The organism is Flavobacterium sp. CG_9.1 (assembly GCF_015751645.1).
Lineage (GTDB): Bacteria > Bacteroidota > Bacteroidia > Flavobacteriales > Flavobacteriaceae > Flavobacterium > Flavobacterium xanthum.
The window spans coordinates 146476-172264 of the sequence record NZ_JADOVC010000001.1 but is presented as its reverse complement, the minus strand read 5'-3'; the positions used below and the strand labels follow the sequence as shown (position 1 = coordinate 172264).

At 34.4% G+C, this 25789-nt stretch carries 14 protein-coding genes; 5 read left to right on the top strand and 9 right to left on the bottom strand.

Annotation, left to right across the window (positions count from 1 at the left end; all coding sequences use genetic code 11):
* Positions 1–4: 4 nt before the first annotated feature.
* The 5 genes from IWX83_RS00765 to IWX83_RS00745 all read right to left on the bottom strand — a co-directional run bounded on the left by IWX83_RS00765 (position 5) and on the right by IWX83_RS00745 (position 14107).
* On the bottom strand, positions 5–3289 hold the full coding sequence (locus IWX83_RS00765; RefSeq protein ID WP_196826980.1) for a VCBS repeat-containing protein: 3285 nt from the start codon (positions 3287–3289) through the stop codon (positions 5–7).
* Positions 3282–6614 carry a VCBS repeat-containing protein gene (locus IWX83_RS00760; RefSeq protein WP_231379730.1) on the bottom strand — a complete coding sequence of 1111 codons (3333 nt, stop codon included), beginning with the start codon at positions 6612–6614 and terminating at the stop codon, positions 3282–3284. Before IWX83_RS00760 ends, IWX83_RS00765 begins: the two co-directional genes overlap by 8 nt.
* Positions 6615–6756: 142 nt before the next feature.
* Positions 6757–8271: a RagB/SusD family nutrient uptake outer membrane protein gene (locus IWX83_RS00755; protein ID WP_196826977.1), complete on the bottom strand. Its 1515-nt coding sequence runs from the start codon at positions 8269–8271 to the stop codon at positions 6757–6759.
* An 11-nt stretch (positions 8272–8282) separates the two neighbouring features.
* On the bottom strand, positions 8283–11261 hold the full coding sequence (locus IWX83_RS00750) for a SusC/RagA family TonB-linked outer membrane protein (RefSeq protein WP_231379728.1): 2979 nt from the start codon (positions 11259–11261) through the stop codon (positions 8283–8285).
* 839 nt (positions 11262–12100) lie between these two features.
* Positions 12101–14107, bottom strand: a complete 2007-nt coding sequence (locus IWX83_RS00745) for a glycoside hydrolase family 65 protein (RefSeq protein WP_196826975.1) — start codon at positions 14105–14107, stop codon at positions 12101–12103.
* A gap of 196 nt (positions 14108–14303) precedes the next feature.
* Between IWX83_RS00745 and IWX83_RS00740 the strand changes: the two genes are divergently transcribed.
* The 5 genes from IWX83_RS00740 (at position 14304) to IWX83_RS00720 (ending at position 20628) form a co-directional block, all read left to right on the top strand.
* Positions 14304–15893, top strand: a complete 1590-nt coding sequence (locus tag IWX83_RS00740) for a glycoside hydrolase family 32 protein (RefSeq protein ID WP_073352174.1) — start codon at positions 14304–14306, stop codon at positions 15891–15893.
* A gap of 47 nt (positions 15894–15940) precedes the next feature.
* Positions 15941–17269, top strand: coding sequence for a sugar porter family MFS transporter (locus tag IWX83_RS00735; protein WP_196826973.1), 1329 nt, complete (start codon positions 15941–15943; stop codon positions 17267–17269).
* A 2-nt stretch (positions 17270–17271) separates the two neighbouring features.
* Positions 17272–18156, top strand: coding sequence for a carbohydrate kinase (locus IWX83_RS00730; RefSeq protein WP_196826971.1), 885 nt, complete (start codon positions 17272–17274; stop codon positions 18154–18156).
* 188 nt (positions 18157–18344) lie between these two features.
* Complete coding sequence (locus tag IWX83_RS00725) at positions 18345–19364, top strand: LacI family DNA-binding transcriptional regulator (protein WP_073352182.1); 1020 nt, start codon at positions 18345–18347, stop codon at positions 19362–19364.
* Between the two features lie 232 nt (positions 19365–19596).
* Positions 19597–20628, top strand: coding sequence for a LacI family DNA-binding transcriptional regulator (locus IWX83_RS00720; protein WP_196826969.1), 1032 nt, complete (start codon positions 19597–19599; stop codon positions 20626–20628).
* Between the two features lie 11 nt (positions 20629–20639).
* On the opposite strand, the gene queG is transcribed toward IWX83_RS00720, so the two are convergent.
* The 4 genes from queG to IWX83_RS00700 form a co-directional block, all read right to left on the bottom strand.
* Entirely contained in the window at positions 20640–21560 is a 921-nt protein-coding gene (queG, locus tag IWX83_RS00715; RefSeq protein WP_370568384.1) for a tRNA epoxyqueuosine(34) reductase QueG, read from the bottom strand.
* 39 nt (positions 21561–21599) lie between these two features.
* On the bottom strand, positions 21600–22622 hold the full coding sequence (gene ruvB, locus IWX83_RS00710; RefSeq protein ID WP_196826967.1) for a Holliday junction branch migration DNA helicase RuvB: 1023 nt from the start codon (positions 22620–22622) through the stop codon (positions 21600–21602).
* A 165-nt stretch (positions 22623–22787) separates the two neighbouring features.
* A complete protein-coding gene (locus IWX83_RS00705) occupies positions 22788–24584 on the bottom strand; it encodes a cbb3-type cytochrome c oxidase subunit I (protein ID WP_073352189.1) in 1797 nt (598 codons plus the stop codon).
* A gap of 28 nt (positions 24585–24612) precedes the next feature.
* Positions 24613–25776 carry a cytochrome c oxidase subunit II gene (locus IWX83_RS00700; protein ID WP_196826965.1) on the bottom strand — a complete coding sequence of 388 codons (1164 nt, stop codon included), beginning with the start codon at positions 25774–25776 and terminating at the stop codon, positions 24613–24615.
* Between the last annotated feature and the right edge of the window lie 13 nt (positions 25777–25789).

Below are 25789 nucleotides of genomic sequence, written 5' to 3'. Positions count from 1 at the left end.
TTTATTAATTTGTAGGTTGCTTTTTATTTCCATTTTTAGCAGAAGGCATTTCGTAAAGTTCTGCTTTTTTATTGTTGATGGTAACCAGCATGTATTTTTTGCCATTTAAAGTAATAATATCAAGGTGTCTAACTGCTTTTTGAGTTAAATCAATTCCTATTTGATTGCCTAAAAATATAGTTTTTTCATTTTTGATTAAAGCTCCTGAAAAACCATCAAATCTGCTGTGGTATGGAGAAACTCCAAAATAATTTCCAGCAGCAAAAACTTCTTCTCTGGCATCTGAATCAAAATTAGATTTTACAAAACTCGTAATTGGTGCGACTTGCATTTTATTAGAAAAGGGAACAAAAGTAAATTTCCCCTTATCGTTTCTTAAATAACCCGATTTCAAATTATGTACTTCAAATAATTTTGCTTTTTCAAGTATTTTTGGATCAAAAACTTCTTCCAGTGTTTTTCCTGCAAAGGATTTATAACTATTGAATTTCTTTTTTAGCATTCCGCTGAATTGTTCCGCTAACTCATCCAGCCCTAAAGTTGTGTAGTATTTTGCGTTTTTTTCTATTGCCACAATAGTTTCAAAATTTCCATTAGTATCAAAATCATCGTAATACATCTTCATTGGAAAATCAGCGGACGCTTTAAATTTTGAATTCAGACCCCAATTCCCAACTAAATAATCTTGATCGCCATCCTGATCGATATCAAAAGGAATTATGGACTGCCATAATCCATTGCTTTTTTCCGGAAAAACAGTTGCTGTTACATCCGTAAATTTACCGTTTTTATTTGCGAAAAATGTAGGTTTCATCCATTCTCCAATTACAATTAAGTCCATTTTTCCATCCTTGTTGAAATCAGTAAAAACAGCATCCGTAACCATTCCAATTTTCTCAAAGGTTTTGTTTTGGACCACCGTAAAAACTCCTTTTGTATTGTTTAACAAGTAGCCATCTGGAAGGCTACCAAATCTATTATTTATGGAATTATTACCCACAAAAAAGTCTAAGTCTCCATCATTATCATAATCAAAAGCCTTAACAACGGAGCCATTTTGTGCTATTTTAGGCAATGCTGCTTTAAGGAATTGATTGCTTTTATTCAAATACAAACGATCCTGTAAGTCCGCTGCATTTTCACCTCCACCGGAAGCAACATACAAATCATTTAATCTATCATTATTGAAATCTCCAATCACCGCGGAGGCATCTTCAAAAACAGAATCCTTTTCGATTTCAGTAACTTTATTTTTTACAAATCCAGTAGCATTTTGAAAATAGATCATTGCTTTTTTACCTTTGGAACCACCAAAGAATATATCCTCTTTTCCATCACCGTTTAAATCCCCTATTGCCGTTGCAGGACCTCGATCTGACCGTTGATACGGAATTAATTTTTGAACTAAAAAGTCGACATAATCATTTTCCTGATGCGTAAAATCGATTCCTAATCCTGTTTCTATCCTTTTGAAAATGGGTAAAACAGTAGGATGTAACTTTTTGTAATCAAAAGCTTTCCTGTCTTTATTTGCTTTTATAGTTAGCGTTTGAGCCGTTTTAACATTTTTCAAGGTTTGGTAGGTCTTATCAGGCCAAACCACCACTAATGAATCAATTTGTTTTGTTCTACCATAGCCAAAATGGATTATTGGTTCTGATGAAGATTGAAATCCTCGGGTAGTCTGCAGTTCCTTGAATTGTTTTTTACCTTTCGAATACGAAATCACTTTGGCTCCAATTCCAAAAGTATTTTTTCCTGTAAACCGAAGTTTCAATTTTAAATAGTTTGCTTTCGCATCCGTTTTATTGATGTAAACTGAAGCAATAGCATTCGTATTATTAGTGATTACATCCAAATCCCCATCATTATCGAGATCAGCATAACCACTACCATTTGAGATTATAGAATCATTTTCTATCCAATCCTTCGAGCGGTTTTTAAATTGTAAATCAGTTGCCCCTTGAAAAACATAATTCGTTACATTCCCCTTTGGCATTCGCTTCAAAGCCTCTTTATCCAATAACTTTGTGGTGTTAATTTTACTTTTTATTTGATCATTTGAATAATATTTCACATAGTCCAAATCATTTGGACGCTTTGGAATTCCGTTACTCACAAAGATATCCTGCTCCCCATCTTGATCATAATCTCCAAATAAAGTACTCCAACTCCAATCTGTTGCTGCAATACCACTTAGCAAAGCAGTTTCGGTAAAGTGGTTTCCAGCTTGATTCAATTGTAACATGTTTCTCGTGTACTGGTAATGATAGCCCAATTTCTCGGTTCTCATTTTTAGCATTTGTACATTATCATCCCCCAACGACGATTTCAAAACTTTTTCATCCTCGGGCAACATATCTAAACTCAGAATATCAGGAAAACCATCATGATTAACATCGGCAACATCGACCCCCATAGAAAAACGACTGGTGTGACCAAAATACTGTTTGAGACTTTCGGTAAAAGTTCCGTCTCCATTGTTTAAATAGTAATAATCATCTTCGTGAAAATCATTTCCCACATAGATATCTGGATAACCATCTAAATTAAAATCAGAAACTGCCAATCCCAAACCATATCCATTGGCACCGCCAAAAATCCCTGCCTGTTCACTTACATCGACAAATTTTCCGTTATCATTGCGAAATAATTTATCTCCACACTCATAGCTTCTTTTGTTTCGAACGGAAGCAGTACCAAAAGAGGATTCAGAGTGTACGGCGTGATTCAATAAATACATGTCTAAATCTCCATCTAAATCATAATCAAAAAATGCTACCGAAGAGCTGTAATTATCTAAATCTAATCCGTATTCAGCTGCACTTTCTGTAAAAGTGTTGTCCTTATTATTGATGAATAATTCATTTTGACCTTCGAAACCATTGATTCCTACTACCGCACAAACATAAATATCGAGATAACCGTCTCCATTTACGTCAGCCATAACGGTACCGGCGTTCCAATCACTTTGACCTTCTACTCCAGCTTTTGCCGAAATTTCTTCAAACTTATTGTTCCCTTTATTTAAATACAGTTTGTTTTTTCCTTGATTAGATGTAAAATAAATATCAACTAAACCATCGTTATTAATGTCGCCAAGAGCCACACCACCACCATTGTAATAGTACAAGTAATCTAAAATGGAAATGTTTTTAGAATCCAAAAGTTGGTTGTTAAATAAAATACTGCTTTCCTCCGAGGGCAACATCTCAAATAACTTCCCTTCCTTTTTGGAACAGCTACTAAACAGCAATAAAGCCAATCCTATTCTAAAATAATTATTCATTGCGTCTAAATATTTTTGGGGTATTATCATTAACAACCGCTATGATCGATACCGTTTTATTTTTGTCTTTAATTAGCTTCAGGTTTTTCACCTCTCCTCTAATAAAGAAACCAGATTGATTATAAGGCAACCAGAGAAAAGTTCCGTTTTTACTGCCTAGAAGAACGCTACCGTAATTGGCGTCCAATCTCGAAAACTGTGGTTTAAATTCGTATTGATTTCCTCCCAATACCAAATCCAAAATTCCGTCACTATTTACATCCATTACACAAATTGAATTTACAGACGAGAATTGAACTTCTTTTGGGAGTGTTTTAATTTCAAATTTACCACTTCCTTTATTTATTGCAATGATACTTTCTTGTATATTGACTGTCTTTTGTATCGAATTACTAACTATTTCCGGGACAAATAATTCTTGAAAGGTCTTTGTAGCATAATCCTTGTAACTCAAATTTTTCTTTTTAACCGATGGAATCTGTCGCGCTAATTCTTGCTTTAAGTTTATTGGTAAATCTTTACCTTCAATTGATTGAGTTGCTATTTGTTCAATAGTTCCATTATTATCAAAATCATTGACAAACAATTTCAATGGGTTTGTAGCAGCTGGTTTGTACGGAGTATTTGTCCCTTTATTACCCAAAATTAAATCTTTCTTACCATCATTATTTAAGTCCACACAACGCACTGCGTTCCAGAAACCTTTATAATCAATAAGATTCGATTTATATTCAGTCAATCTTCGACCGGTATTTTTAAAAATCATAGGAGCGGTCCAATCGCCAACCAAGATTAAATCCTTTTTGGAATCATTGTCAATATCTTCCCAAATGGCATCAGTAATCATTCCAACCGTATTAATTTTGAATGCCTTTTTGTCAATTACATTAGTGAAATTCCCTTTGCCGTCATTTTCCAATAACAAATGCTTCGGATCAATTCCATACACACCGGGAACGCTTCGACTTCCTATAAATACATCAATGTCACCATCATTATCAAAATCATAAGGAGCAATTACAGCTACATTGTTATTGGTCGTTGGCATATTAGTTTTGCTTTTTACAAAAACTCCTTTACCGTTATTTAAATACAAACGGTTTATATAGTTGGCCTGATCCGCTTTTTCGTTTCCACCTGAACCTACTAACAAATCAAGATCACCATCATTATCTGCATCGAAAAAACTGGCTGCCGTATCTTCAAAATTAAAATCGACATCCAAGTCTTGCTGTGAAGTTATAGCAAAATTACCATTCCCATTATTCAAATATATTTTGCCTGTCTGCCCTTTGGCTCCACCTACATAAACATCTTCATTTCCATCTCCATTAATATCAGCAACGGCAAGAGAAGGACCTTCTTGTGAAAGCATTTTCGATATTAATCCTTCATAATCAAAATCAATATAATCATTTTCTTTATGCGCTACAAACGGTGTTTTCTTTTCTACAAATACTGGTTTTGATACCTTGTTTTTTATAGTATAATCAAATTTAGCATCTAGGATATTTAGATTTAATGTAGTATTCTTTGTTATTTTTTTTACCGTTTGGAATTTTCCATTTGGCCAAATTACTTGTATGGAATCTATTTTTTTTGTGCCAATTCCAAAAGTCATTATATAATCAACAGACGATTGAAAACCTCGCGAAGGAATCAACTCTTGTCTGAGAATTTCTTTTCCTGAAAATAGTTCAACAATACTCCCCACAGCGAATTTATTTTGACCTTCTCCTTTTAATTTTACTTTTATGTACTGGTTCTTTTTATTTTTCTCTGAATTATTGCGATAAACAAATGATTCCATATTGACATTATTGACAATCAAATCTAAATCGCCGTCATTGTCTAAATCGCCATAAGCTGCACCATTAGAAAAACTTGGCGTATCAAATCCCCATTTCACAGCTTCATTTGTAAAAGTCAAGTTCTTATTATTTCTAAATGCGTAGTTGGGTATTGGCGTTGTTGGCATTTTACTGATAATGGTTTGAATTTCCTCTTTCTTACCAGTAACTACCATATTTTGCATAAATTCATTAGCAAAAAAGTCCACAAAATCTTGATTAGTTAAATCATTATAAATTCCATTGCAAACATAGATGTCTTTGTAACCATCATTATCCATATCAAACAACAAAGCGCCCCAACTCCAGTCAGTTTTAGCGACACCAGCATAATTTGCTAATTCAACAAATTGATTCGTACCGTCGTTAATTTGCAGCGTGTTCTGCATATATTGATAATAAAAATCAAGATTTATTTTTCTAGTAAATAAATCATAATTTTCAAAATTGGTTGTTGTTTTTAAGCGTTCATCCGGTTCCGGTAACATATCCGTTACAAAAATATCGGCTTTCCCGTCATTGTTGACATCGGCCATATCAGCTCCCATGGAGGATTGACTGATGTGCGATGTCCATCCCTGAATTTGTTCGGTAAAGGTTCCGTTTTTATTATTGATGTATAAATAATCCCGCTCATAAAAATCATTCGAGATATAAATATCCGGATACAAATCTCCGTTTACATCTCCTACTGTAACTCCAAGTCCAAAGCCTATCAAACTACCGTAAATACCTGATTTTTCACTTACATCCACAAACTTTCCTTTATCATTACGCAATAGTTTATCGCCTCCACCTTTTAATATTTCGGCAACATCCCAATCTTTATCTCTTAAATCTCTTTTATTGGAATAATTAAGACTGCTTACGGGAATAAAACTATTGTTTAAAATATAAACATCTAAATCCCCATCTTTATCATAATCAAAAAAGGCTGCATGAGTTGTAATTCCTGTATCAGCCAAATTATATTCAGCTGCTTTTTCAGTAAAAGTAGTATTGCCGTTATTGATAAAAAGCTCGTTTTTTTGTTGATTTCCTAAACTATTCCCTGCGTTACACACATAAATATCAAGGAATCCATCCGCATTTAAATCAACCATAACTACGCCTGTAGACCAGGTTTTGGTTCCTTCGACACCTGCTTTTTTAGAAATATCTTCAAACTTAAAATTTCCTTTATTTAAATATAATTTGTTGGTTCCAAGATTTGAAGTAAAATACACATCAGAAAGACCATCATTGTTGATGTCACCAATAGCAACACCACCGCCATTATAAAAGTTTCGGTATTTGAATATATTCATATCCGCACCATTCTTTACTTCATTAACAAAATTAATTCCTGTTTTAGAAGCGTCTAATTTGGAAAACAAAGCGTCTTTATTTTCTGAATTTTCTTTGGAACAATTGGAAAAAAGTAGAATAATTAAGGGTAATAAGACAAAACGATTTGACATATTATATTGTGGCATTTTAGTTAGGGAATTGTATGAATTAGAATTGCCTAATTTATATAATATTGGTATAAAAAAGAATAAAATAGTTAGTCATAAAGAGGGTAATAAATACCCTCTTTATGACTAACTCAAAAAACAATAAATAGTAAACAAATCTTTAGTACCCTGGATTTTGTTTCAAATTCGCATTAAACAATGCATCTGCAGGAATTGGAAATAAAATATATTTATCCGCAGAAACGTAAGGTTTTAACTCTCTAACTGCTAAGAATTTTCCAAAACGAACCATATCATTTCTTCTCCACCCTTCCAACCACAATTCTTTTCCTCTCTCTAAGTACACTCCATCCAAAGTAGCAGCAGATGCCGCCTGACCTGTTCTAGCAGCAATGTCAGTCATAATAGATCCAACACTTCCGGAACCCCCTCTTAAAATTGCCTCCGCTTTCATTAATAAAGCATCAGAATAGCGCATGAATACATAGTCATTATCAGGAGTATTAATGTTAGCTACATCTGGAATGTATTTTTGCATTCTGATACCAGCCGTCTCCAAAGTAGCTCCGCTTGTAATTAGAGTTACTGCTGGAGTAAAAAATAATGGATTGCCTTTTCTGTCTTTCAATGCAACAGTTCCTCCTGGTTTAAACATTTGTCCCACTTGGAAACCTACTGGATTACCAAAAGCAGCTATAATTGCAGGATCTGCATTTTTGATACGTTTATCATTTGGATTAAACTTATTATAGTACTCTGCTACAGTAGAGAAACCATTCCATCCATCCGGAGTCTGGTTGTAGTGCATTGACATTCTCCAGTGGTATTGAATTCCTCCACCTGCTCCACCTCTTACGTTCTTAGCCGAGAATAAGATCTCTGGTGAAGTGTTGTTCGCAGGTTTAAAATTATCCCAATAATCTGAAGCTAAGCTACTACTAATTGCGTTACTATGTTCTACCACTTTATTCATATCAGCAGGAGCAAATGTATAAGGACCCGCAGCAGCAGCAGCGGTAAATACTCCTTTGTTCAAATACAATTTAGCTAATAGAAAATGCGCTGCATCTTTGTTTGCGAAACTGGCGTCATTAACTGTTCTTGCAGGTAGTTGAGCAACCACAGCTTCTAATTCGCTAATTACGAAATCAGTTGCCTCAGTTCTAGTCCATACTTTTGGATCATCAGTTAACTTGGAACCTGCTTCTCTATAAGGAACTTGACCAAACAAATCAATTACATTATAATAGTAGAAAGCTCTTAAAAAACGAGCCTGAGGCACTTCAGAACCTGTACCGTTTTCAACTACTAAACTACAGTTGTATACATTAGACAACAACGCATTCCACGCATTTCTAACCTCATTATGGTCTGGTGCCCAAGTATGCACGTGAATTTGTCTCCAAGTAGCATTATCATCCCAGTCACCACCTCGTGTTGGCCCCACTAAGGCATCTGTTGACATTTCATCCAAAGCAAACATCTGCCCTTGAGTTTCAAAGCTCCGCAATCCTTCATAAGATGATTGCAATAAAGCCGCAGTATTAATAGCGCCACCCTCTTCAGCACTATTAATATAACCATCTAATACTTCTTCATCTAAATTGGTACAACTTACGCCTAACGCTATTGTCCCTACAAAAAAGATGCTTTTTATAATATTTATTCTTTTCATTGTTCTATTAATTAAAATGTTACGTTAATACCAACAGCTACACTTTTTTCTCTTGGATACGATAAGTATTCCATACCTGCCGAAGGCACTCCATTCAAAGATTTATCCGTATCCACCTCTGGATCAGATCCAGAATAGCTAGTGATAATAAATAAATTAGACGCATTTACAAAGAAACGAGCTGATTTCATTTTAAATCTCTCTATTACATCTCCTTTGAAAGTATATCCTACAGTTAAATTACCCATTCTAAAGAAATCTCCTTTTTCTAAATACTTAGTAGATGGTGAATTAGGATCAGCAACCGATTGAGGAGAAGTCGCTGCTTCCAATGTTACGTTTTTACCTGGATCACCACTAAATGCCCCTTTAAAGAAATAAGCATTAGTTGTGTTGTTGTAAATATAGTGACCAAAAGCACCATAAAAAGAAGCACTAGCATCGAAGCCTTTGTATGCTAAAGAAGTATTGAAACCCACATTGATTTTAGGTAAAGGTTGTTTGTCTAATAATTTCTTTGCAGCTGTACCTAAACCAGTATCGTTACCGGCTGAATCTGAATAAATAGACATCCCATCAGCATCATACCCTCTCCACTCATACATGTAATAGCTATATGCCGGGTAACTATCCGTAACTATCTGAGTATAAGATCCTGACAATCCCTGACCGTTTAACCCTCCTGTTGCAATAAATCCAGCGAAGTTTTTTACCTCGTTTGATAAAAAGGAAGCATTACCCGAGATGTCCCATGTAAAATCTTCCGTATTAATTACGCTATAATTCAAAGAAACTTCCACCCCTTTATTGATTAAGTTACCAGCTAAGTTAACAAAACGCGGTGCCGGTGGGCCTGGTTGAGAAGAAGCGGCTGGAACTGGAAAGATTAAATCTTTAGTATCTCTTTGGAAATAATCTACAGATCCTGTCAGCCTATTGTTGAACAATGCAAAATCAGCACCTACACCATACGATGTAGTAGTTTCCCATCTTAAATTTTCATTTGGGTTGAGTTGCTCACCAATACCTCCGTCTATTGCATAAGAAGTTCTTGCTATAGCAGAGTTAGGTGCAAACTCTTGGTTTCCTGTGATACCATAATTCCCTCTAACTTTGAAACTATTAAACAACCCTTCTTGATCTTCAATCACTTTGTATGCGATACCTACAGAAGGGAAATAATCATATTTGTTATTTATTCCTAGTTTAGTTGACCCATCGGCACGTAAAGTAGCCGTTACAATTAACTTCTTGTACAAAGTAGCATTGATTCTACCAAAATAAGACTCTAATCCCACTCTGTTTCTGAATGAATTAACTCTAAACTCATTTCTCAAACCACCTTCGATATTGTCAATTAAATTTGTTTGTTCAGCCCTGTAACCTTTACCCGTAGCCGTACTTCCATCTGCAGTATAATCGTAGTAAGAATATCCTAGTAGGGCATCCAAATTAAAATTATCACTGAAATCATTGTTATAATTCAACGTATGCTCGAAAGTTCTATTGAATTTATTCAAGTTCGAAATGCTAGCCTGGCCATATTTAGTTACTAAAGTATTAGGATCTGTTGCTTGAGCTACACCTGCGATTTGAATCGATGGCAACAACTGACTTTTTCTGCTAGAATTTGAAGTTTCGATACCAAATAAGAATTGATATTTCAATTTACTAGTAATTTTCCACGTTGTATTAACACTAGCTAATAACTTATTAGTTAACGTATTATCTTTATAAGCGTTTAATAATTGCACTGGATTTAAATAATCAGTACCTATTACATTATAAGATCCATCCGCGTTATATGTGGGCAATGTTGGATTCCAATATAAAGAAGAACCAATTAAATTACCAATAAAACCTGCATTATTAGATAATAACGTCGCTTCATCCTTTAAAGAGGCATAGATAATTCTTTCTTCTATTTTCAACGCACCTCCGAAGAAATCATTTGAATTGTAAATAGTAGCATTGTATTTGTCCAATCCTGTATTTTTAACAATACCATCCGTACTAGAAGCACCTAAGGAAATTCTAGTATTCGAATTTTCTGTAGTTTTAGCGAAAGATAAATCATGATTAGTAGAAAAACCATTTCTTAAAATGGCGTCTTTCCAATCATAACTTCTAGATCCCTTATCTAAACCACCTGCAGCAACAAATTCATCACCACTCATCACATCAAACTTACCTGACATTTTACTGAACTGTACAGAAGAGCTGTAATTTATTTGTGGCACACTTGACTTTCCTTTTTTAGTTGTTATAACAATTACCCCATTAGATCCACGAGAACCGTATATAGCAGTTGAAGATGCATCTTTCAATACACTTATACTTTCTATATCATTTTGATTCACGAAATTTAATGGATTTTTAGAAGAAGAACTTCCTAATAAATCATCTCCTCCACCTGAAACATTTCCACCATCCAAAGGAACACCATCTATAACGATTAGCGGCCCATTTCCTGAACGAATAGAAGAGTTACCACGAACTCTAATTGCTACACCAGCGCCTGGCTCGCCACTAGATTGTGTAACTTGAACACCCGCTACCTTCCCTCTTAATAATTGTGCTGGAGACGGAGAAGAAACATTATCAAAATCTTTTGCTCCAATTTGATCTATCGCACCAGTCGCATCTTTCTTTCTCACTGAACCGTAGCCTATAACTACAACTTCATTCAATTCAGCTGAATCCTCTAATAATGTGATTTGAACGGTACTTTTACCTGCCACATTTACTTCTTGAATTTTAAGACCAATGTAACTAAAAACCAAAACCGCGTTTGCCCCAACGTTCCTGATTGTAAATTTTCCATCTAAATCTGTTTGTGCTCCGTTTGTTGTTCCTTTAACTAATACAGAAGCCCCTGGAAGTGGACCACTGGCATCCGATACTGTACCTGACACATCTTGCGAATAAGTCAAACTTGTACACAGCATCGTTAGAAACACCATCAAGCCTTTAATTAGACTATTTTTCATACGTAATAAATAAGTTGGTTAATAATTTGTTTAAATGGTTTGTTTAAATATTGACATCAAACATAATTATAATTTTATGATAAAATTAAGATTTTACCAAACTATAACGTTTTCGTTGTGCCGAAAACGTTTTCGATTTTAAAATTAATACCTTAAAAATTTAATACTAAAAATATATTAAACACAAAAATAAGAGCTCAAAAAACACATTACTTCACTTTATTAGCAATTATATTACAAATCAATTACAGATTAATCAATAAAAAGCCTTTTAACAAAATATCATTGCGAATTATTCATCATTATTAAGTTAAATACAACAAATTGACAATCTGTACCCAAGACTTTTAATTATTAAAAAAATAGTAGTTAAAATTAGCGATTCCTTTTTTTACCCCCCAATTTAAAGGCTTAAAATAGCATAATAACAAAACGTGTTTTAGTAAAAAAAAATCGCTTTAAAATTTTTATATTGGCAAGTATAAACCTATAAAAATAAAAGTAATCCCTTTTGAGATTTAAAAATAAAAAACTCGACATAAGGGAAATCGAATCGATAATGCTCCTTTCTGACTTTAACTGTTTTTTAAACCAACTATATTCTTCTTTTAGCTTGACGCTTTCTATCATCTCAATAAGGAATGAAAGCAACCTAGTTTTGTTTTTATAAATTAAGGAAGACCTACTCCTTTACTAACAAAATTTTAAAAAGTAGGTGCCAAAAGAGAAGAAAAGACCAATCGATTAAAAAATAGCAAACAAAAAAAGCCACGAACACCAATTTAAATCCTTTCAAAATGGATCAATTTAGTATTCGTGGCAGATAAAATATTGGAAAATTACTTAATTTCTATCGTTTTATTATCCACTCCAAGACCAATAATCTTAAGCGATTTCCATTGTTTTGGCAACAATCCTTTATTGTATTTTAGTCCCATATCAGTTTGTTCCACTCCACCAAAACCATAAATAACCGCCTGAAGCATGGCTCCCGCTCCCGTAGCAAAATACGGATTATTACTATTGGCTGATTCCGAGAATACTCCAAAAGGAGGACGGCTGTTTGGCAAATACGATTTCACAAAATAATTATATGCTTTTTCTTTATCGCCCAAGCGCGCATACAAAACAGACAATACGCCGGAAGCCATTGCTGGACCGTCCTTTTTATCAATTTTTTCAGCGTAATATTCTAAATCTCTTTTTATCTGTTCTTTATCTGTGATTACGTGTAAAGGATATGCTAGTAAGTTTACATCCGCTTGTTTGATCATTTGCCCTTGATATCCTTTGTAATTTTGTGTTATTCCTTTTTCGGTATGTATGGCTAATTTCTCCGATACTGCTGCCCATTTTGGATTTATTGGTTCGCCCAAAATTGTTGCTGCTTTTATCGTATTTTTCAAAGACTCAATAGCGGAGGCATTTGTAAAAGCATTATCATCTACATGTTGCGCATATTCATCAGCACCGACAATATTTAAAATAGAAAAACTTCCATCCTGATTTTGCACGACGCGACTTACCCAGAAATCAGCTGTTTCTTTTAGAACTGCCCATTCTTTTTTCAACCACGATTTATCTTGCGTATAGGCATAATAATTCCAAAATGCAATCGAAACATCGGCCGTAATGTGCTGCTCAAAAATCCCAGTCAGAGCCCACGTTGGTGTTGCTTCTTCTCCCGTATCATCTGATTCCCAAGGGTACATTGCTCCTTTATATCCATAAATAAACGCTTTTTGCTTAGCCTTTTGCAAACGATCGGAACGATAATCCAAACATGATTTCGCCATATCAGGCTGCAGTGCCAAAAGCGTTGGATACATCCAAAGTTCGGTATCCCAGAAAATGTGTCCGTTATATCCTTGCGACGACAATCCCATCGGTGCAATACTTTGTCTGGTATCAGGTCTGATGTATGAATATAAATTATACAACGCAAAACGAACGCGTTGTTGTGCATCTAAATCCCCTTCAATTTGAATATCACCTGTTTTCCATAGTTCAGCCCAAGCTTGCTTGTGACGGTTCAATAATTTATCAATTCCTTCTTGTAATGCATAAATAGGCTGCCTTTCGGATTCATTTAATGGATCTGTAACATCCTTTGACGTGCAAATTCCTCCTGCAATAGCAAAACGGTATTTTTTACCCTTTAGTATTTTTTTAGTAAAACCTACTTCATTTCCAGTTTGTTTCAACGTTTCTACTTGGCCGTCAAAAAGAAAGGTTGTTGAAGCCGCTACGGTATATTTCCCAGTTAATGTTTTTGCCACTGTTCCAAAAACGGGCATCAAATATTGATTGTCTTTCAAAACCCGAAACTGACTTTTCGCTTCTTTCAATTCATCCGGAACAACCATATAATTGTTAGCGGTAATTTCAATATCCTTGCTAGGAATAATTTCGACAATTGCCATTGCTGAAAAGGGAATCGCTCTGTTGGCCAAAATCGTGTAATTGATATTTGCTAAATCTTTAAATGAAAATGAAGTAGTACTTGTTCCCTCTTTCATCGAAACGACTTGACTCCAATTATCAATATTATCAGACTTGATTTCCTGATTATTGATGTTCAAATGCAAATTCAGAAATTCTATTCCGCGCACAATTCTGCTTATTCCATTTTCGGGACTTCCGTCGTAAACGCCATTCAGAATAATTTCTTTTGTTTTTAAAGGCGTATCATCGGTAACAATTCCTATTTGACCATTTGCCATCGCTACACCAAAATAATTTTCTCTGGAATTTGCCTGTAAATGCCATTCATCTGATTTAGTTTGACCAAAAACAATTGGACCCGCTAAAAGCAAAAAGACCAGACTCTTAAATGTTGAAATCATAGTTGTATTTTTTTATAATAGTTTCAAACTTATATAATTTATTTCTTAAAATAATGAATAGTTACATAATCTACCTTGAATACAAATCGAAAACGTTTTCGGCAATTCGAAAACGTTTTTACTCCTACTATTTTGAATAATTAAAAAATAGAATTCTATTTTTATACAGATACTATAATAATTAAACCTTTTTTTAATGAAGTTCACAAATAAAATCCTCCCCTTTTATTTCGTATTCGGAGCCTCTTTACTCTTGTTTTCCTGTAAAAAAGAAGTGCAAAATGAAGTTATTTCCATTGCCTCATCCGAAAAAATAAAACCTGATTCCACGGTGCAGTACAAAGAACCCTTTAGACCACAATTTCATTTTTCTCCAGAAAAAAAATGGATGAATGACCCAAACGGAATGGTTTTCTACAAAGGTATTTATCATTTGTTTTACCAATATTATCCAGACGATATTGTTTGGGGACCGATGCATTGGGGACACGCAACAAGTACGGATTTAATTCATTGGACCAATAAAAAAATCGCTTTGTTTCCTGACAAATTAGGAATGATATTTTCAGGAAGTGCAGTTGTAGATTTAAAAAATACTTCTGGACTTGGAACCAAAGAAAATCCACCTATGATTGCTATTTTCACCTATCATGATATGGAAGGTGAAAAAGCGGGAAGAACAAATTATCAAACACAAGGACTCGCGTATAGCTTAGATGAAGGCGAAACTTGGATGAAATATAATGGAAATCCAATTGTTAAAAATTCAGGTTTAAAAGATTTTAGAGACCCTAAAGTTTTCTGGAATCCCGATACCAATCTTTGGAATATGGTTTTGGTTGCCGGAGATCATGCCAAATTTTATACTTCTAAAAACCTAATCAGCTGGACTCTTGAAAGTGAATTTGGTAAAAATATAGGAGCGCACGGCGGTGTTTGGGAATGTCCTGATATTTTCAAATTAAAAGTTGCTGGCTCCAATGAGGAAAAATGGGTTTTATTAATAAGCATCAATCCTGGCGCACCACTTGGCGGTTCAGGAACACAATATTTCGTAGGGGACTATGATGGGAAAAGTTTTAAAACTAACCAAAAAGATATCAAATGGATTGACAATGGCGCTGATAATTACGCAGGTGTGACGTACAATAATACTCCTGATAATAAACGAATATTTATAGGCTGGATGAGTAACTGGTCCTACGCAAGAGACACGCCTACAAAAAATTGGAGAAGTGCGATGACACTTCCTCGAGAACTTTTGCTTGCAAAAATAAATGGCGATTATGTCCTGAAAAACACTCCTGTAGAACAATTCAAAAAACAAGAAATTGTAGCATTTACAAAAGATGAAATCATCCTAAAACCGAATCAAAAAACGACAATTGAATATCCCTATTTGAACCAGTCAGCAGTACAATTGAATGCTAAAAATGAAAATTTAAAATTAGTTTTTTCCAATGAAGTAAAGGATTCTTTGGTTATTAATTATGATGCGAAACTAAAGACTTTTTCCGTAGACCGAAGCCATTCCGGAATAGTAAATTTCGAAAAAAGTTTTGGAGAAAAAATTCACAAAACCAAAACTCCAAATATAACCACCGAAACAATTGATTATCAAATCATAGTAGATTGGTCCTCAATTGAAATTTTTCTAAACGGTGGCGTGTACAGTTTTACGGAACAAATTTTCCCTAACAAACCATACACCAAACTCAGCATTCAATCGGATAGGAATCAGGAAATTAAAAACCTTACCATTTCTAAAATCAAGGGAATCTGGTAGAATAATTCTATTATAACAACCAAAATAATTAACCAAAAAACAGAATAATGAACAACAAAAAAATACTTTATTGGTCCATAGTCGTAGCATTTGCAGGATTTTTATTTGGATTTGACACTGTAGTAATTTCCGGAGCGGATAAACAATTGCAACAATTATGGGGTTCTTCTGATTTGTTTCATGGATTAGTAGTGATGTCATCCGCATTATGGGGAACGGTTATTGGCGCTATTTTTGGCGCTTTTCCAACGAATATTTTAGGTCGAAAAAAGACTTTAATAATTATAGGATTGCTATTTTTTGTTTCTTCCATTGGAACTGCTTTCGCAAATGACCCGATATTCTTTTCCATTTTCAGATTTCTTGGTGGAATTGGAATTGGAGCCTCCACTATTGCGGCTCCAACCTATGTCTCTGAAATTGCTCCAGCAAAAGACCGCGGAAAACTGGTCGCTTTATACCAATTCAATATCGTTTTTGGAATTTTAATTGCCTTTACCTCTAACTATTATTTACAAGATATTGGAGAAAATGCCTGGCGTTGGATGTTAGGAATACAGGCTTTTCCATCCTTTTTATACACACTTCTAGTATTTGGAATCCCGGAAAGTCCGCGATGGATTTTAGAATACAAAAAAGACAGAGAAAAAGCAGTTGCAATTTTGAAACAAATTAATAGTGACGCCGCAGTAGAAGCAGAAATTGCCGCTATCGAAAAAGAAACTACTCACGAAGGAAAAAACGAATCTATCTTCATGGTAAAATACAGAAAACCATTACTGTTGGCGTTTTTTATTGCCTTTTTCAATCAACTCTCCGGTATCAATGCTTTTTTATATTACGCACCTCGAATTTTTGAACTGGCAGGATTAGAAAAATCAGCTTCTTTCTTGAGTAGCATCGGAATTGGAATTATTAATTTGATCTTTACGATGATTGGAATCTCGCTAATTGATAAGTACGGGAGAAAAACATTGATGTATTTGGGTTCTGTAGGATACATCATTTCTTTGGGATTAGTGACTACGGCTTTTTATTTTGAGTGGAAAGGAATGGCTGTTCCATTATTTTTCTTCTTGTTTATAGCCTCACACGCGATAGGACAAGGAGCCGTGATTTGGGTATTTATCTCAGAATTATTCCCCAACAAACTAAGAGCCGCTGGGACTTCTTTTGGAACATCTGTCCACTGGATTTTAGCAGCTTTAATTCCGTCATTTATCCCGTTTTTATTTAAAGAAATTGGAACAACTACTGTTTTTGCCATCTTTTGTATCATGATGGTTTTCCAATTGCTTTGGGTATTTACAAAAATGCCGGAAACCAAAGGAAGAACATTAGAAGAACTATCTGAAAGTCTATCAAAAAACGAATAATCATGACAAAAAAAATAATTTGTTTCGGAGAAGTTTTGTTTGACGAGTTCCCAACGCATAAAAAAATTGGAGGAGCACCATTGAACGTAGCATTACGCTTGGCCTCACTTGGTATCGATGCACAAATAATAAGTCGTGTAGGAAATGATGAAATTGGAAAAGAGCTTCTAGATTTCATTAAAAAAAACGGAGTTGCTACCGATACAATTCAAATAGACGAAAACTTATCCACTGGTCAAGTCATTGTCCAATTAAACGAGAAAGGTTCTGCTTCCTACACCATCAATTACCCTGTTGCTTGGGACAAAATTATATGTATTCCGGAAGACGAAATTATGGTTAAAAAAGCCGACTCACTTGTTTTTGGCAGCCTTGTATGTAGAGATCCTATTTCACAAAATTCACTTTTAGAAATCATAAACTATGCAAAATACGCTGTTTTTGATGTGAACTTACGTGCTCCTTTTTACACTAAGGAAATACTGATTAATCTGATGATGCAGTCTGATTTTATAAAATTCAATGATGATGAATTATATGAAATAAGTGCTTTCCTGAATTCTCCTTATCATTCATTAGAACAAAACATACTTTTTATTGCAGAGAAGACAAACACAAAACACATCTGTGTCACCAAAGGAAGCCATGGTGCAGTATTATTTTACAATGAAAAAATGTACTACAATAGCGGTTATAAAATTGATGTTGTAGACACTGTAGGTTCTGGGGATTCCTTTTTGGCTGGTTTACTTTCTAAACTGTTGTACGAAGAAAATCCGCAAAAAGCGATTGATTTTGCTTGTGCTTTAGGAGCGATTGTTGCTAAGAATGAAGGTGCAAATCCCAAAATTTCCAGTAAAGAAATCAATGATTTTATGAATCCTTAAAAGAAATTTGAAGAGCTAAAAGAACTAAAATCATATTATTTGGTAATGAATTGGTCATAACTTAGCTTTCTGTTTTAAATATCGCAAAAGTAAATTAAACTGTTTCTTGAAAATTGATTTACAGTAAATAAATTGTAAATTCGTTTTCAAGAAGCGGTTTTTTGCTTTCACTACCAGAGAATTAAACCATGAACAACACCACTCTCAAAGAGATAGCCTCACAATTAGGAATTTCGATTACCACCGCTTCAAAAGCTTTGAAAGGGTACTCTGATGTCAGTGAAAAAACAAAAAATGCAGTAATTGAACTTGCTCAAAAACTTAATTACACTCCTAATAGCTTTGCTGTAAATCTAAGAACGAAAGAATCAAAAACCATAGGCTTGATAATTCCCACTCTAGTTCATGATTTTTTTTCATACGTAATTAAAGGAATTCTTGAAGAAGCAGAAAAAAGAGATTATTTGGTCATTATTTTACAATCCAATGAGAAATTAGAGTTTGAAAAAAAACAAATTGATCTCCTTTTAAATAAAAGAGTAGATGGAATTCTAATGTCATTGTCTAATGAAACCGGTGATTTTGATCATTTAAAATCCATTATTTCTCATAATACTCCGTTAGTCCTTTTTGATAAAATTGCTAAACTTGTCCATTGTTCCAAAGTAACTATTAATGACAAACAAGCGGCGTATGATGCCGTTTGCTATCTTATAAAAAAGGGATACAAAAAAATTGCTCATTTTAGAGGTTCTTATTTACCTCAAAATGCAATTGATCGATTTTTAGGATACAAAAAAGCACTTGAAGATAACGGTATTATTTATGATTCTTCGCTAGTTTTTGTATGTGAAAACAATGCAGATTTCCAAGACGGTTATGAAAATGCTAAAAAAGTGATGGATGAACATCCAGAAATTGATGCGATATTTGCAGTTACCGATTTAGTGGCCATTGGAATCATTAAATACTTTAATGAAATAGGGATTTCCATTCCGCAACAAATAGCAGTTTTAGGTTTCAGCAATTGGTTTATGTCAAGCGTAATATCCCCAAAACTTTCTACGATTGACCAACCCGGTTTTGAAATTGGAAGAAGGTCAGCCGCTATTCTATTTGATGAAATCAATCTAAAAAAGAATAACTTACCAATCGTTTTCCAATCTATTGAATTGGAAACAAGCATAATTGAAAGAGAATCAACATAAAAAATTTGAATCTTTCAACAAAAGACCCATACTTCTTTACTAGTTTTAACGAATCAATATTTATTTGTTTATTCTAATGAAAAATGAAGATATACGATAAAAATTAATACCTTGGCTTAGAATATTTAAAGGTAAAGTTGTTTTTTACGTACGTAAATTACATAACGAAAAACGTAAAAGATCATTATTTCTAAAATATTTTCCTAAAATTAAATCTGTAGAAATTCGCTTCATGAAAGATATCACTCTTAAGGAAATTGCAACAAAATTGGGGATTTCAATAACTACTGTTTCGAAAGCACTCAAGAATTATCCTGATGTTAGTGAGAAAACTAAAAAGTCAGTAATTGAGCTTGCACAACATTTACATTATACCCCAAATAGTTTTGCCGTAAATTTAAGAACCAAAGAATCCAAAACTATAGGATTAATAATTCCTGAAGTAGTCCATCATTTTTTCTCAAATGTTGTAAATGCTATTATTGATCAGGCCGAAAAAAACGGATATCTGGTGATCATATTACAATCAAATGAGACACTGGCTCTAGAAAAAAAGCAAGTCGAATTATTAATAAATAAGAGAGTAGACGGCATCATCATGTCCTTATCTAATGAATCTAATAATGATGATCACATAAAGGAGATTATGAATCGGAAGATTCCTTTTGTAATGTTTGACAAAATAGCCAAGCTTTCAAAATGTTCCAAAGTAATCATTGACGACCAAAAAGCAGCTTTCAATGCCGTTCAACATTTAATTGACAATGGTTGCAAAAAAATAGTTCATATTCGCGGACCTTTAAATCCTCAAAATTCAATAGACCGATACATCGGCTATAAAAAAGCGTTGGAGAAAAACAACATTCCTTTTGACGCAAAATTAGTTTATACTTGCGAAAATGTTACGTTTGAAGAAGGGAGAGCATTTGCCAAACAAATCATTGAAGAGCATGCAGATGTTGACGGGATCTTTGCGATAACAGATTTAGTTGCAGTAGGTGTTTTGGCTTATTTCAATGAAAATAAAATTAATGTTCCAGAACAAGTAGCTATAATTGGCTTTAGCAATTGGTTTATGTCGCAAGTGTTAACTCCAAAATTAAGTACCGTTAACCAGCCGAGCCACGAAATGGGAATTGCATCTTTCAACCTACTGCTAGAAGAAATGAATTGTCACAAAGAAGGAGTTCCTTTCGACCACAAAACGATTGAATTAGACACAGAAATCATCATCAGAGAATCTTCAATTCGACCAAAAAATTAGAATCTAACTCGTTATTTAAGAAAATTAATATTTCTTTTTACACCTTCAAACTTCGCTCTTTTGAGAGGTGAATTTTTGAATATAGTCTTAAATGTCTCCTCAGTTATTTCTATCCAATCCTTCTTGGACATAGACATTATTTCAGGATTTACAGTAAATAATGGTTCGTTATGGGGTTTCGAAAACTTATTCCAAGGACAAACATCTTGGCAAACATCACAACCAAAAGCCCAATCGTCAAATTTACCTTTCATCTCTTGCGGTATATTCTCTTTCAACTCAATCGTGAAATAAGAAATACATTTACTCCCATCTACAACGTAAGGAGAAACTATGGCTTCTGTTGGACAAGAATCGATACAAGCAGTACAAGTTCCGCAATGATCTGTTGTAGGATTATCGTAGTCTAAATCTAAATCGATAATAAGTTCCGCGATAAAGTAAAAAGAACCCACTTTTTGTGTCAATAAATTACTGTTTTTTCCAATCCAGCCTAACCCACTTTTGGCTGCCCAAGCTTTGTCTAATACAGGTGCAGAATCTACAAAAGCACGTCCAGAAACTTCGCCTATTGCAGATTGAATTGAAAATAAAAATTCTTTTAGCTTCTCTTTGATTACGAAATGATAATCTTCACCATAAACGTACTTAGAAATTTTATACGAATCAGGATTTTGAAATTGTTCTGGGTAATAATTTAACAAAAGTGAAACAACACTTTTAGCATCATCCACGAGCAACGTTGGATTTAATCGTTTGTCAAAATGATTTTCCATATACGACATTTGCCCATTTCTATTCCTTTTTAGCCAGTCCTCCAACCTTGGAGCCTCTTCTTCAAGAAAGCCAGCTTTGGCTATCCCGCAGGACAAAAAACCAAGACGTTTGGCCTCGGATTTAATGAATTGGGTATGTGTAGTTTTTAAATTTATAATGCTAAAGATAACGAAGGGAATTCTCTTCCTAATTTATTAAAACAATCCACCTTGCACATTAATTTTTACTTTTCCTAAATGGGAATACGCTTTCTCAGTTACTTCCCTACCTCTTGGTGTTCTCATAATAAATCCTTCTTGAATTAAAAAGGGCTCGTACACTTCTTCGATAGTTTCGCTACTTTCAGAAACGGCCGTAGCCAAAGTTGACAAACCAACCGGACCTCCCTTAAATTTATCAATAATAGTATTTAATATTTTATTATCCATCTCATCCAGTCCATGAGCATCAACATTGAGGGCTTTTAAAGCGTAACGAGCAATTTCTATATCAATGGTACCATTGCCTTTTATTTGGGCAAAATCACGCACGCGACGCAACAAAGCATTAGCAATTCTTGGAGTTCCTCGGCTTCTACCTGCAATTTCTATAGCTGCTTCCATCGAAATAGGCATTTTAAAAATCGCGGCGCTTCTTTCAACAATTGTAGTTAGTAATTCCGTTGTATAATACTGCAGGCGAGATGATATTCCAAAACGAGCTCTCATGGGAGCAGTCAAAAGACCAGAACGAGTCGTTGCTCCAATTAAAGTAAAAGGATTTAGATTAATTTGTACAGTACGAGCATTTGGCCCAGATTCAATCATGATATCAATCTTAAAATCTTCCATTGCTGAATACAAATACTCCTCCACTATGGGGCTCAACCGATGAATTTCATCAATAAATAAAACATCTCTTTCTTCAAGATTAGTTAACAAACCAGCCAAATCACCTGGCTTATCCAAAACAGGACCAGAGGTGATTTTAATTCCAACTTGTAACTCATTAGCCAAAATATTAGCTAAAGTTGTTTTTCCAAGTCCCGGAGGTCCATGAAACAGCGTATGGTCAAGAGCTTCATTTCGTTGATTTGCAGCTTGAACAAAAACTTTTAAATTTTCCAATATTTGATCTTGACCGGCAAAATCATCAAAAGAAAGCGGTCTTAATTTTTTTTCAAGATCAAGTTCTTCTACATTATAACCGTTTGACGTTGGGTCTAAATTTTCATTCATTAAACAAAGATAAAGAAAGAAATGAGTTAACTAGAATTCAAATTGAACCTTTTCGAAAATTGCTTTGAAAAAGCAATAAAATATTAACAAGAGGAAAAAATTCCAAGTCATACACTAAAAGACACAAAAAAAGCCTTTACTTTCGTAAAGGCTTTTCCTGTTATTTTAGTGATGTAAAACTTCTTCACCTTCTTTCATTGGTACATTTTGCGGTACAAAATCCACATCGTGTGCTGGATTACTGTAATCGTAAGGCCAACGATATACCTCAGGGAGTGCCCCTGGCCAGTTACCATGAATATGTTCTACAGGAGCAGTCCATTCTAAAGTATTTGATTTCCATGGGTTCATTACTGATTTTTTCCCGTAGAAAATACTAACAAAGAAATTATATAAAAAGACCAATTGAAAAGCACCTCCAATTAATGCAAAAGTTGTAATCAATACATTAACATTTTGTAAATCATCAAATAATGGAAAGTTAGTATTTGTATAATAACGTCTAGGCAAACCCGCTAATCCAATAAAGTGCATTGGAAAGAAAACACCATAAGCACAGATCGCAGTTACCCAAAAGTGTACATATCCTAAGTTCTTGTTTAACATTCTTCCGAACATTCTAGGGAACCAGTGATAAATACCAGCAAACATTCCATAAAGAGCAGAAATACCCATTACCAAGTGAAAGTGAGCTACTACAAAATAAGTATCGTGGACATTAATATCAAGTGTACTATCTCCAAGAATGATTCCTGTTAAACCACCTGTTATAAATGTAGAAACTAAACCAATTGAAAACAACATAGCTGGATTTAACTGCAAGTTACCTTTCCAAAGTGTTGTAATGTAGTTAAATGCTTTCACAGCCGATGGGATAGCAATTAACAATGTTGTAAAGGTAAACACGGAACCCAAAAATGGATTCATTCCAGATACAAACATGTGGTGACCCCAAACAATAGTTGATAAAAACGCAATAGCCAAAATTGACATAATCATCGCTCGGTAACCAAAAATTGGTTTACGAGAATTTGTTGCTATAACCTCAGAAGTAATTCCCAATGCAGGCAGTAAAACAATATAGACTTCAGGATGTCCTAAGAACCAAAACAAGTGCTCAAACAAAACAGGTGATCCACCTTGATAATGTAAAACTTCTCCAGCAATATAAATATCGGATAAGAAGAAAGAAGTACCAAAACTTCTATCAAAAATCAAAAGTAAAGCTGCAGATAAAAGAACTGGAAAAGAAACAATACCGATAATAGCAGTAACAAAGAAAGCCCAAATTGTAAGAGGCAATCTTGTCATTGACATTCCTTTAGTTCTTAAATTAATAACGGTAACCACATAATTTAAAGATCCCATCAAGGAAGAAGCAATAAATATAGCCATGGAAACCAACCATAAGGTCATCCCCATACCTGATCCAGGAATCGCTTGTGGTAAAGCACTAAGCGGAGGATAAATAGTCCAACCAGAAGATGCTGGACCAGCTTCTACAAAAAGAGATCCAATCATGATTACACTAGATATAAAAAACAGCCAGTAGGAAATCATATTCATAAACCCAGATGCCATATCCCGAGCCCCAATTTGAAGCGGTATCAATAAATTACTAAAGGTACCACTCAGCGCCGCGGTTAATACAAAGAAAACCATTATCGTCCCGTGTATCGTGACCAACGCTAAATAAATATCGTTAGCCATTACTCCATTAGGAGCAAACTTATCCCCAAGTAAAATGTTGAAAATTCTAAATGATTCTTCAGGCCATGCTAATTGCATTCTAAAAAGCATAGACATTCCAACTCCAATAATTCCCATGAATATACCTGTAATCAGGTATTGCTTGGCAATCATCTTATGATCAATACTAAAAATATATTTAGTAATAAAAGTGTCTTTATGGTGGTGTTCGTGTTCGTGATCTATTGCGTGATCGTGACCTTCTGCTGACATATATGTTTACTTTAAATTTTCTTATTAATTATTTAACGGGCATTACTGCAACAACTTTTGCAGAATCACTTGCCTTTGTAGAATCAACTCCAGCTGCACCGTCTGTTGTAGCTGTTTCACTCGCTAAAGCGGCTTTGACTTCATTCACCACAGTAGCTTTATCTTTCAACCAAGCCTTATAATCTTCGGGAGTGTCTACAATAATCTTCATTTGCATGTTGTAATGAGAGGCACCACAAATTTTGTTACAAAGAAGCAAGTAATCAAAAGTATAAGGATCCAAAGCAGTTTCACCCTTGGCAACAAGAGCAGCACTCTTTTTAGTTCTAATAGCATTGATATTAGCTACTTTTTCAACCATGTACGGCAATTCTCTGTACTCAGCAGTAGTATATATTGGTTCAAAAGCAAATTGAGTCACCATTCCTGGAACACAATTCATTTGCGCTCTAAAATGCGGCATATAAGCGGAATGTAAAACATCCTGAGAACGCATTTTAAAGAGAATTTTTTTACCCTTTGGAATATGAAGTTCCGTTACAACAATATCATCTTGAGCGTAAGGATCTGCTAAATCCACACCAACAGCGTTGGCACCTTCAATATACCTAACATTTGCTTTACCCAAAACATTATCATCCCCTGAATATCTTGCTTTCCAGTTAAATTGTTGTGCATACAATTCAATAACAACAGTATCTTCATCTTCATCAACAAACATAATATTTGTCCAAGCATATAAACCGTATAATATCAAACCTGCCAAAACAACAGCTGGGATAACACTCCAGATTGCTTCTAACTTATTATTATCTGCAAAGTATAATGCTTTCTGATCTTTCTTTCCTCTGTATTTAAAGGCAAAGTAATGCAGCAAGACCTGAGTAATTGCTTGAACAATAAAAATAAGAACCCAGGTAATGTTCATCAGATTGTCTACTTCACCACCATGGGCTGAAGCAGGCGTATGAAGAACAAGCGGACCCCATTTAAACAATCCGTAAATTGAAAAAATATAAATAAAAGCTAAAAAACCAAACATTAAATAACCTTGAACGTTATTATCAGCATCTGTAGCTACTTCCGAACTATCTGAATTAGAACCAACTTGCGTCAGGTCGAATATTTTAGTCAATTGCCATAAAGCAACAGCTAATAAAACTAAAACTATAATTACCAACAAACTTGTCATCTGTTTTTTACTT